Raw genomic sequence first — 11322 nt, 5'->3', positions numbered from 1 at the left:
AAATCGCTATGCCATAGCCTTGGTAGGCCATCGCGCAGCGATTTTGTTCAATTTCAGTTGATATTTCACATATTTTAGGAAATTTAATAACTGTTATATTTGATTATCAAATTCTTCGCAAACCCTTGAAAATACTAAGTTTGTAGCAAGTGTACTTCCCCTTACTCTTTCCCTTGTGTTACATTCTCCCATTAGCTTTCATGAACCTTAATATGGGAAAAATTAAGGGAAAGAAAATTTCATAACACAGTATAACATATAACAATAACGACATGGTGAACTGATTGAAATGTTTTCGATATTTAACTCTATAACTGATTATCAAAAGAAAATGGAGATAAGATACGATGAGAACAATTTATGCAGAATACAACATAAATCACGATAGTATTGATGTTTACACAAGTGCTGGATATATGCTTCGCATTGACTGCTGGGAAGCTGAAAAAGATTTAAAAACCACATATGGATCAGAATGTGCACTTACTTCATTAGCTGTGGATGAGCCTTTGGAATATGCAAGATTATATCTTGAGGGCAATTTACAGATGTGGGTGGATGCAGAAGATTCATTAGAACTTTATTAAGTGAAAGAGGGATAGTGTTCATTAAGAGTGCTATCCCTCTTTAAAGAATGTGCGAAATGCAATAATTACATATTTTCTATGGATTAACAGAGCGCCTAAAAATAATCCATGTACTTATGAAGTAACAAATCAATAAAATTACCAAAATCCCCATTGTTGCCCCTATTTGTAACATCAATGTACTAAACCCAATATAGGCTGAAATTTCTGCTGATATGGTTTGGATAAAGTAAGCTATTACAACAGCAGCTACAATGATTGCTGTGATAATTGGAAGCCCAAACCAAACACTTAATTGTTGCAAGATAAGTTTTCCGATATGCTTTTCTTCCGCCCCCAATTTTCGGAGTACAGAGAAGCGATATTTATATTGTCCTGCGTCTAAGAGTTGTTGCAAAGAAAGTACGGTAAGACATATAACCATCAGTACGACAGCACCATAAATCATTGCAGTCTGTAAAATAAAGTTATTTGCTATGGAACTATTGATTTGCAGTGTGCTAAAACGCACGCCATAAATAGCCCCGGTTTCTGCCTGCTCGGGATATTTCTCTGTAAAAAGTTTTTCCAGTTTCCTTGCATTTTCATAGGAGATATTTTCCGTTGTTGTAATATATCGGTTTTTTATTACTGGCAACAGCTTTTCACAAATATTGTCTGGAAGTACATACAATACATTTGTATAGGAATTGTACGCTGTTTCTCCAATCGGATCCTCATAATAGGACTGCCCGGAAAGAGTCAATTCTCCTGCGTCTGTCATAATGCTGGTGTGTTCTTTCAAAAAGCTATCCCGTTCTTCCTCGGTGGCGATTGCTTTCCATTGTGTTGTAAATTCATCTTCCTCCAGAGAAATCTGTTCGTAACCCAGCATTTCCCGTATAGTGTTATAATCACTCAAAGAAATTGCTACAATCGGAAAATCATATTTCTGTCTGTTGTGAAAATCGTCTTTCTCTGGCAGATATAGATTGAACGTGCAATCATAAACTGTATCTATTTTGTGTTCTGTCAGAAACTCAGTAATGATTTCATAACTGTCTTGCGGCAGATTTTCTTCTTCATATACGTCATTATATCTTGAATATACCTGCACATCATACATAGAGCGCATATCCAAATAACCTGAAGCCCAGCCCGTCAAAATAGGGGCGGCAATAAACATGAAGATTGCAAGGACAAGGGTTATACAAATCAGCGTCATTGTTTTGCTGGTTGTATTTAGTTTTGATATAATTTGCCCGAAAAAGAACAGGTTTTCTCCCTTGTATCTATGTTCCGGCGATTTTACTTTCCATGCTACAATCAAGCTGCTGGCAAGATAAATCAATGCACAAATAAAGAAGAGCAAATCAATCAATACAAATACCAGATATTGATTCAGTATTCCACCATGTAAAGGCAAATAGTATTGATTGGTAAGAGCAGGTACGCTTGCTGCTAAAAAGGCGTGCAATACAGAACAAATAAGCAGCCCATCAATCAACTTTTGAAAAGCAATTTTTTTCTTTTTCAACATCCATAATGCCGCCCAGCCTAATGTAACAACAGGGAGCAAAATATTTCCCCAATACATGATTTTCACCGGGAAAACAAAGCGGGAGTCATAATAAAATCGGACATTTTGTATTCCTGAAAACAATTCCCATAAAGTAAACATTAAAAACAGAATTACTACGACAGGAATGAATCGGCTCTTTTTCAATTCTGGCTCATTTTCTTTCTCTGCGGAAAGCATATCAATAATTTTTGTTTTTTTGATTGTGCGTGTATTGAAAACTCCTACCACAAAAAAACTTACCACAAAAAATATCACTGTCAGCAAAACGGTGTCCGGGAACAATGTCCATGAGATTTCATAAGGCTCTCCATAAGCAGTAAGGAGCATTGCGGTAATGAATTGAGAGCAAAATACACCGCAAAAAATACCAATCAAAATGGAAAACATACCCATAATCAGTGTTTCTGCAAAGAAAATCCTGCCAATAGTTTTTTGTTCCATTCCCATAATGGACTGGACAGCAAACTCATTTTGCTTTCGTCTTAGCATATAATGATTGACGAACCGTATCAAAAATAACAACAGCAATGTTATCATGCAGATTGCAATTTTCATTCCGTCACTTAACAGAGTAAAATCATACTCGCTGCCTATATCCGGGCTATAATAACTACTGGAAATAGACAAGAACGCATAAAACAAGGTAACACAGATTGTCATTGTGACAATGTAGACCAGATAGTCTTTTACAGACCGTTTTGCATTTCTGAAAACAAGTTTAGCATACATGGCTTTGTCCCCCTCCGATCATGGTAAGGACATTCAGAATTTTATCAAAAAAAGCACTTCTGCTGTCGTTGCCCTTGCGCAGTTCCATAAAGATTTCTCCGTCTTTCAAAAAAAGAATACGGTTGGCATAGCTGGCGGTAAAAGCGTCATGAGTTACCATAAGAATTGTCGCCCTAAGCTGTTCATTGATACTTTGAATGGTAGACAGCAACATTTGTGAGGAATGGCTGTCTAATGCCCCTGTCGGCTCATCTGCCAGTAAGAGCTTCGGGTTGTTGATAATTGCTCTTGCACAAGCACAACGCTGTTTTTGTCCGCCGGATACCTGATAAGGATATTTGTTTAGAATATCGCTGATATTCAGCTTTCCGGCTATATCCAAAATGCGGGATTCTACGCTCCCGGCAGGGACTTTGTTGATTGCTAATGCCAGTGCAATATTTTCTGAAATCGTCAATGTGTCCAGCAAATTGAAGTCTTGAAATATAAACCCTAAATTCTCCCTGCGAAAACGGGCAAGGGATTTTGGTTTGATTTCCGTTATATCTGTTCCATCTAAAAAAATATGCCCTGCACTTACGGTATCAATCGTAGAAATACAGTTGAGCAGCGTTGTCTTTCCAGAACCGGACGCACCCATAATTCCGAGAAATTCCCCAGCTTCCACAGAAAAGCTAATGTCTTTAATGGCTTTGGTAATATTCCCTTCATTGCCATAATATTTCTGGATATGTTCCAGTTTCAAAATCGTATTCATCTGATAAACCTCCTTAACTGTTCCATATCTTTATTGTAAATGGAGTATCTCATTTTTTGTATCAAGTTTTCTTACACAGTTCTTACAAAAATGTAAGAAGTGCAGAACCTGTCAGCCCTGCACTCCGATAATAAAATCATTCATTTGAAAGATAAGTGAAATCGTTGTTCCTCTGTTTTCGGAATAAGCAGTAAGCCCTATTCCCAGTTTATCACATAGACGCTTGCAAAGATATAAGCCAATTCCAGTAGAATTTTTCCCGGTTCGCCCATTCTGACCTGTAAATCCTTTTTCAAAAATACGGGGTAAATCACTTTTAGGAATACCTATCCCATTATCGCTGATAGATAGCACAATCTTGTCATTCGTTTTTGTTGCCCCAAAGTGCAAAATAGGCTGCTCTGCATGGTATTTGATTGCATTACCGATAATCTGATTTAAGATGAACCGCACCCATTTTTCATCGGTATAAACTTTTGTTTCTATATCGTCTATCTGAATTGACATATTGCTTTGACGCAAAAGATACTTATTATCTGCGATTGCACTATGCACAACATCGCATAAATTGACTTCACGGACAGAATAGTCTTTTTCAGCGTGTTCACTCCGGGCATAGTAAAGTGCCTGTTCTGTATATTGGTTGATATTCTCTAACTCTGCCAATACCTCTCTGGAAAAGGGAGAACGGTTATTCTCACACAGCAGCTTCATCGCTGTAATTGGTGTTTTTACTTCGTGTATCCATTGTTCAATGTATTCTTTATATTCCCTGCGTTCCCTCTGTACTTCGCCAATCCGTTCCAACATAGATTTTTCAGCCATTTTCATAATCTGGTAAAAAACCTGTTCATCAGCCCTTTCCGGCACTTGCATGATTTCCGGCAATAAATATCGTTCTTCTAATTGCTCCGTCATATTGAGCAATTTATTCAGATATTTTTTTCGTGAGAAATAAAATGCCAGCAAAGATAAAACAAGGACAATCGACCAGACTGCAAAAATAAACAGGACTGTTTGGATAGGATTATCGCTTGCAATCAGGAACAAAGCAAGGACAAGCATACCCAGCAGATTGATTAAAATAACGGGGAGTTGATTTTTCAAATATTGTTTTCCACTCATAATGTATATCCTTGCCTGTGTTTTGTTTTAATGAAATCTACAAGTCCGATTGCTGCCAGTTTGTCGCGAATACGGGTAATATTGACACTTAGGGCGTTATCATCAACATAAAGCTGATTGTCCCAAAGAAAATCCACAATATCATTTCTGGAACAGATTTTTCCGGAGTTCTTAAAAAGGTAGTAGAGGATTTTCAATTCATTCTTTGTCAATTCTGCTTTCTGTCCTTTGTACTCTATCATGCTACTCTCCAAATGCAGGGTAGCTTCTCTCCACATATAAATTTCTGTTTGAGGGGAACGGTAGGCTTTCTTTAACAATGCAGCAATTTTAGCAAGAAGAATAGCGGGATTATAAGGCTTTGTGATAAACGCATCTCCACCCAGCATAATGCTGTTCAGTTCGTCCATATCTGTATTGCTGCTTGTTACAAATACAATCGGAATATCTGAAAAGGTGCGAATCCCCGAGCATATTTCAAAACCGTTATTCCCCGGAAGTTTTATATCCAGAATAACCAGATGTGGCGCAGCTTCTTTTAACTGCTCTATTGTTTTGGAAAAATCCGTAACTGCAAATACTTCATATCCATTCCCAGACAAAAGAGTTTTAAGCTGTGTTTGTATCGTAAAATCATCTTCAATGATTAGTATTTTTTCCTTCATAGAGATACCTCCCTGACACTTTATTATACTGTATCAGAGAGGTTTTCTCAATCGTATTATTGAATGGGAATTTTAGAATGATTTTGTACATAGCTTTGTAAAAAATGCTTAATAGTTTCTTTTCTCAAGGTACGATTCTAAATAACACCTAAGTCCAACATATGCGCCCTGCAAAAGTACAAAAAGCAATAGAAGATTTACTGACAGTGCTTTTTTGATTGCTTCTCCAAAATAAATGATGACAGCAGCACTTGTCAGTATCATCAGTAGAGTAATGACATCCCAACACTTTTCCCTATATAATTCTATAACCTTTATTTCTATCAGTATCGCCAGTATCCCTGTTCCTGCCACACATATTCCTACAATCAATATTAACAATATCCAATATACCATTCCGGCTATAAAAGGATTTGGAATTTTTGTGCTAATCTGTGCCACAGATTGCCCGACCTCAATCGTCCAACCGATAAAAGTTTGTATGAATGACGCTGCATCATGGAAGAATGATTTGCAATCGGAAAGGAGCACATCTGACTGTACTGCCTGAAAAAGAGTGGTTGTCAGCGAATACCATGCAAGAAGGAACAAGGTTGTTTGGAACATTACCGTTTTTGCTTTATATTGTCCTGCAAGTCGCTCTTTTTGTGTTTCGTATTTTGCTTTTGCATTCTGATAGTCTGTCCGGTCACAGGCTTCACATTTTTCATAGAGTACCGGCTTTTCTACCGGTATCTCTACGATTTTCTGATGTGTCCGGGCATAATCCCGTTGTTGTGTTAAGCATCGTATTTTATCTTGACATTCCCCTATCGTGACGTTTGCGCTTCGCAGCTTCTCTTTCTCGTTCCGCAATGCTCTGTCTGCTAGCTTCAAGTCGTTCTTTAATGCTTGAATATTCCCGGCTCTGTTCTCTTTGTTTAATTTCTCGTTCAAGGTCAGAGATTCGTTGAGCTGCGTCTTTAGTTCCACGATAAGCTGGTCTTTCTGTTCCAGTTCTTCTTGTATCTCCTCGGTCAAGAGGAGAAGTTCTTCCAACTGTTCGGCGTTCTTTGATTCTCTGGATTCGTTCATCTATATCACGTCCTTTCTCTATCTGCTGTTCCAGTTCAGCAATTCGGTGTTCTGTTTCAGTAATAAACTGTTTTCGCTGTTCAGTTTCTGTACCAATTTCTGCCATTGCTGATTTTCGTTTTCCAAAAGTTCTATCTTCGTTTTCTGTTCTTCCATCTTGGAAAGCAGTTCCTCGGTATTTGGCAAAATGTTGAGCAGCTCGGATAACTCGCTGTTTAATTTTTGCAATTTCTGATTCTGTTCCTGCATAAGAGAGAGTTGGGTGTCCCGGTTCTGCATTTCCAGAAGCATTTCTGCCATTAAGGTCTGCTGTTCTTCGATTTGCCCAATCATAGATTCCATTAAGGGTATAATTTCCCGGCTTTCTTCTAATGTCATTTAATCGCTCCTTCCATAATGATAATGCACCAGATACTTTCCCAAAGGTGTCCAGTATCTTTTGCAATAACGTGTTTTGTTGTTTTATGATTTGATTTTCCGCTACTTTCCACGAACCTTTTATTTCCTGCCCGGCAAGAAACTTCTGTTCAATCTTTCTTGCGTCAGCACCTTCATGGATGGTAGGAATCTGGAGTTTTCCCTGCTTTTCATAAGAACGGTGATCGACCTGATTATGCAAAGGCAGATGTTCATTACACACCTTTGCCCACTCGCTCCGCCACAGTTCACAGTTTTTTGGATTGTTCCATCCCGTAGCATCGGTCAGTACCCGTTTCCATTGCAGGCGGTTTCTTGCACCAATCTTCTGGATTCCGTTTTCATCTAATACAGGGATACGGATTCCATGACGGTCAGGGTTTTTCTTATCCTGCCACCAGTTCGGATGGGATTCATCAATCACGATATTTCCGCTTTTATCTCTGACAAAACCCCAATCTTTGACTTCTTTCTTCCCCCAAGAATGATCCGGGTTAAAAGGGCGCATTGTCAGAAGCAGATGGACATGAGGATTGCCATCCCCTTTGTCGTGGATACTCCAATCAGCACACATTCCCTTATCCACAAATGTTTTTTTGATATAGTCGGCTGTATATTGAATCTGTTCCTGTCTGCTCCATTCTTTTGGGAGGGCAAATTCAAATGACCTGCCAAGTTGGGCATCTGCACTTTTTTCAATCTTCAATACCTCATTCCATAACCGTTGTTTCTGAAATGTGATTTTAAATTTTTCTAAAGCAGCTTCTTTATCTTCTGACCTTTTGTATCGGACAGATTTTTGAAAGCGTTTTATATTTTCTTCTGGTACTATCTGCCATTCAGGAGGTGCGTTTTCGCACATCATCAGACTGGTGTAGACCACTTCTTTTTTAGAAGTGTAATAACTGATTCTCCCGGTTTCCTCGTTTTTCATCACATCCCCATTGAGATATGCGGAAGCGGAGATAACAGATTTCCCTTTACTTCGTCCGACTATTTTGACTGTGTAATGAAAAATCGCCATGTCTGGATTCCTCCTTTCTGCACATCCGGCATAGATTTCCGGCAACATTGCTTTCAGTTTTAGAAAAAGCAGTATTGCCGGAACGCCCTCTGCGTAAGAGTGCCCTGCGCATAGCAGCCTGCATGGAATGCGCCTCTCTGGCGAAGAGTGCCTCCTGCGGCATGAGCAGGTCTGGCTGAAAGCCCCGCCGACGGAACGAGCCCGGCAAGCGTGAGCGAAGACCGGTTGCCACTTGTGGCAAACTTATTGGGACGACCTCTGGTTGTCCATAAGTGCGCCCTTCATGAAAAAGCAATGAAGGGAATGAAAAACTCATCCCCCGCCATTACACTTCCTCCATATCGGTATTTGTTTCTTTCTGCATTGCCTTTGAAAAAAATTTCCCATTGGCTTCCTGCTTTTTCAGAAAACCAATCAGCTTTGGGATGTCCTCTTCCTCAATAGGCGCACCGAGAACGGATTCCACCGCACCGCCAACCTGACAGAGCCTATGGGTTCGTTTTTTACTTTCTTCGGCTTTCTTTCGTTTCAGAAGTTCTTTCTTCTGTACTGCATATCGTTTTGCTTTTTCAAGGCTTTCCTGTTCCTTCTTTTCCATTTCAAGCATTCGTTCTTCATAACTTTTTGTTGATTTTGCCATGATTACATTCCCCTTTCTTTTACAAACATAAGTTCTCGGTTGCGTATCAGAAGAAGCACATGGTATAATCTTCTTGCGTGTAGGTATATCATGGCTTCGGTCTGATAGAACCTTTGGCGGTTTCTTGGGAAGCCGCCTTTTTAATTTGCCGCAGTTCTTGTTACGGCTTTTACATTTCCTCTATCCCTCAAATCACGACCTTCATTAGCTTCCATAAACATTTCCAGAATATCGGTTTTAATCAGGACTTTGCGACCAACCTTTAATACTGGAAGTTTCTTCCATTCTACAAGCTGTCTTAAGGTATTTCTGCCGATTCCCGTATAGTCAGCAGCTTCTTCGATGGATAATGCAATTTTTCTTTGCGTCATATAATCACCTCCTTATAAATTGCATTATGCAATTCTTGTGATGTAAGTATATCCTTTTCACATCTTTTTGTCAAGCGTTACGAAATATTAAAAACAAATATTATATTGCATATTGCAATTATAGAAAAACAATGCTATAATTCATACATACCGAAAAAGGAGGCAGTCAGCATGAAAGATAAAGAACTACGCAAGCTGATAGGCAGCAGAGTAAAACAGCGCCGTCTGGAATTGAATCTGACACAGCCTTATGTCGCAGAAAAGATGGGTGTTACCGCTTCTACAATCCTGCGTTATGAGAATGGTTCGATTGACAATACGAAAAAAATGGTGCTGGAAGGTCTTTCGGAAGCACTCCATGTATCTGTGGAATGGCTCAAAGGGGAAACAGATGAATATGAAACCGACATTACGGATAAGAGAGAGTTACAGATTCGTGATGCGATGGGAGATATTCTGGAACAGTTACCGCTTGCCCTTACCAAAGAAGAAGATGCTTTTTCAAAAGATTTATTACTGCTGATGTTAAAACAATATGGTCTGTTTTTGGATTCCTTCCAGTTCGCCTGCAAAAACTTCAAGGGAAATGCTGGTCAGACGGATATTGCCAAAACAATAGGGTTTGAATCGAATGAGGAATATAATGAGATTATGTTCTTAAGGGAAATCACTCACACCATCAATGCTTTTAATGAGATGGCAGACGTTGTAAGGCTCTATTCCAAGAAACCAAAAGCAGCAGAACAAAGGCTTGCAAATCTTTTATCAGAAGTCTTATACGAAGATTCCGAATCGGTATAGTAAGACAACCGGAGTTATGATATACTTACACGCACGAAGCATTTCATCAGTTCCGATTGTCTAATATCGAAAGGAGACATACGATTATGGCAAAAGGATCTGTAAGAAAAAAAGGAAAGAAATGGTACTACCGTTTCTATGTAGAGGACGCAAGCGGCAATCTTGTTCAGAAAGAATGCGTTGGAACAGAAAGCAAAAGTGAAACTGAAAAGCTGCTCCGTCAGGCAATGGATGATTATGAGAAAAAGAAATTTGTTGCCAAAGCGGAAAATCTCACAGTCGGACAGCTTTTGGATGTGTGGGCAGAGGAGGAATTAAAAACAGGTACGCTCAGCAATGGTACGGTGGAGAATTACCTCGGAACAATCCGAAATATCAAGAAACACCCATTGGCAGAACGGAAACTGAAAAATGTAACCTCTGAACATTTGCAATCCTTCTTTGATTTGCTTTCCTTCGGGGGAGTTCATCCCGACGGAAAAGAGAGAAAGGGTTACAGCAAAGATTATATCCATTCTTTTTCCGCAGTCATGCAGCAGTCCTTCCGTTTTGCAGTATTTCCAAAGCAGTATATTACGTTCAATCCCATGCAGTATATTAAACTGCGGTATCAGACGGATGAAGTGGATTTGTTTTCCGATGAGGATATGGACGGAAATGTCCAACCAATTTCACGAGAAGATTATGAAAGATTGCTTGCTTATCTGCAAAAAAAGAACCCAGCCGCAATACTTCCAATCCAGATAGCCTATTATGCCGGGCTTCGTATTGGAGAAGCCTGCGGTTTGGCATGGCAGGACGTAAATCTGGAAGAACAATGCCTTACCATAAGACGCAGCATCCGATATGATGGCTCAAAGCGCAAATATATCATCGGACCAACCAAGCGGAAAAAAGTAAGGGTTGTTGATTTTGGAGATACACTGGTAGAGATTTTCCGTAATGCCCGGAAAGAGCAGTTAAAAAATCGAATGCAGTACGGAGAACTTTATCACACGAACTACTACAAAGAGGTCAAAGAGAAAAACAGAGTGTACTACGAATATTACTGCTTAGACAGAACAGAGGAAGTCCCAGCAGATTATAAAGAAATTTCTTTTGTTTGCTTAAGACCGGATGGTTGCCTGGAACTTCCGACTACTTTGGGAACGGTATGCAGAAAGGTGGCAAAAACATTAGAGGGATTTGAAGGCTTTCATTTCCACCAGTTACGTCACACCTATACAAGCAACCTTTTAGCAAATGGAGCAGCCCCAAAAGATGTGCAGGAATTGTTGGGACACTCAGATGTCAGTACCACAATGAACGTCTATGCTCACTCCACAAGAGATGCGAAACGAAAATCGGTTCGGCTTCTTGATAAAGTGGTGGGCAATGACTAAAAAATTTCCCTTATTTCCCTTGTGATTATCTCATAAGGGCAAAAATAAGGGAAACTACATATCATTTCACTAATGGACATGCGGGAAAGCCTATAAAATAGGGAAAGTTAGAGAGATAATTATATAAATTCCAGTTGAACAAAATCGCTGCGCGATGGCCTACCAAGGCTATGGCATAGCGATTTTCTT

Annotated in this window: 11 protein-coding genes; 3 read left to right on the top strand and 8 right to left on the bottom strand. The window is 39.4% G+C overall.

The features are described from left to right. Window positions 1–347: 347 nt before the first annotated feature. Window positions 348–587, top strand: a complete 240-nt coding sequence (locus NE671_RS15505) for a DUF6061 family protein (protein ID WP_006858432.1) — start codon at window positions 348–350, stop codon at window positions 585–587. 76 nt (window positions 588–663) lie between these two features. Here the strand turns inward: NE671_RS15505 and NE671_RS15500 are convergent, their stop codons facing one another. The 8 genes from NE671_RS15500 to NE671_RS15465 form a co-directional block, all read right to left on the bottom strand. Further along, entirely contained in the window at window positions 664–2877 is a 2214-nt protein-coding gene (locus NE671_RS15500; protein WP_256164151.1) for an FtsX-like permease family protein, read from the bottom strand. After that, entirely contained in the window at window positions 2867–3634 is a 768-nt protein-coding gene (locus NE671_RS15495; RefSeq protein WP_006858430.1) for an ABC transporter ATP-binding protein, read from the bottom strand. The genes NE671_RS15500 and NE671_RS15495 overlap by 11 nt, the downstream gene beginning before the upstream one ends. Window positions 3635–3745: 111 nt before the next feature. Beyond that, window positions 3746–4759: a sensor histidine kinase gene (locus tag NE671_RS15490; RefSeq protein ID WP_006858429.1), complete on the bottom strand. Its 1014-nt coding sequence runs from the start codon at window positions 4757–4759 to the stop codon at window positions 3746–3748. Then, complete coding sequence (locus NE671_RS15485; RefSeq protein ID WP_006858428.1) at window positions 4756–5424, bottom strand: response regulator transcription factor; 669 nt, start codon at window positions 5422–5424, stop codon at window positions 4756–4758. Before NE671_RS15485 ends, NE671_RS15490 begins: the two co-directional genes overlap by 4 nt. 108 nt (window positions 5425–5532) lie before the next feature. Further along, entirely contained in the window at window positions 5533–6279 is a 747-nt protein-coding gene (locus NE671_RS15480; protein ID WP_006858470.1) for a DUF6040 family protein, read from the bottom strand. Next, on the bottom strand, window positions 6218–7939 hold the full coding sequence (locus NE671_RS15475) for a MobA/MobL family protein (protein ID WP_256164148.1): 1722 nt from the start codon (window positions 7937–7939) through the stop codon (window positions 6218–6220). The genes NE671_RS15480 and NE671_RS15475 overlap by 62 nt, the downstream gene beginning before the upstream one ends. A 325-nt stretch (window positions 7940–8264) precedes the next feature. After that, window positions 8265–8579: a hypothetical protein gene (locus NE671_RS15470; RefSeq protein WP_004843520.1), complete on the bottom strand. Its 315-nt coding sequence runs from the start codon at window positions 8577–8579 to the stop codon at window positions 8265–8267. 140 nt (window positions 8580–8719) lie between these two features. Then, window positions 8720–8950, bottom strand: a complete 231-nt coding sequence (locus NE671_RS15465) for a helix-turn-helix domain-containing protein (RefSeq protein WP_004843519.1) — start codon at window positions 8948–8950, stop codon at window positions 8720–8722. A 171-nt stretch (window positions 8951–9121) separates the two neighbouring features. Between NE671_RS15465 and NE671_RS15460 the strand changes: the two genes are divergently transcribed. Together NE671_RS15460 and NE671_RS15455 are read left to right on the top strand one after the other, a co-directional pair. Then, window positions 9122–9751 carry a helix-turn-helix domain-containing protein gene (locus NE671_RS15460; RefSeq protein WP_004843518.1) on the top strand — a complete coding sequence of 210 codons (630 nt, stop codon included), beginning with the start codon at window positions 9122–9124 and terminating at the stop codon, window positions 9749–9751. 86 nt (window positions 9752–9837) lie between these two features. After that, window positions 9838–11133, top strand: a complete 1296-nt coding sequence (locus NE671_RS15455; RefSeq protein WP_004843517.1) for a tyrosine-type recombinase/integrase — start codon at window positions 9838–9840, stop codon at window positions 11131–11133. Window positions 11134–11322: the final 189 nt, after the last annotated feature.

The sequence above is a fragment of the Blautia sp. DFI.9.10 genome (assembly GCF_024461705.1).
Lineage (GTDB): Bacteria > Bacillota > Clostridia > Lachnospirales > Lachnospiraceae > Blautia_A > Blautia_A fusiformis.
Note: the sequence above shows the minus strand (reverse complement) of the source record. Positions and strands in the feature narration are given on the sequence as shown.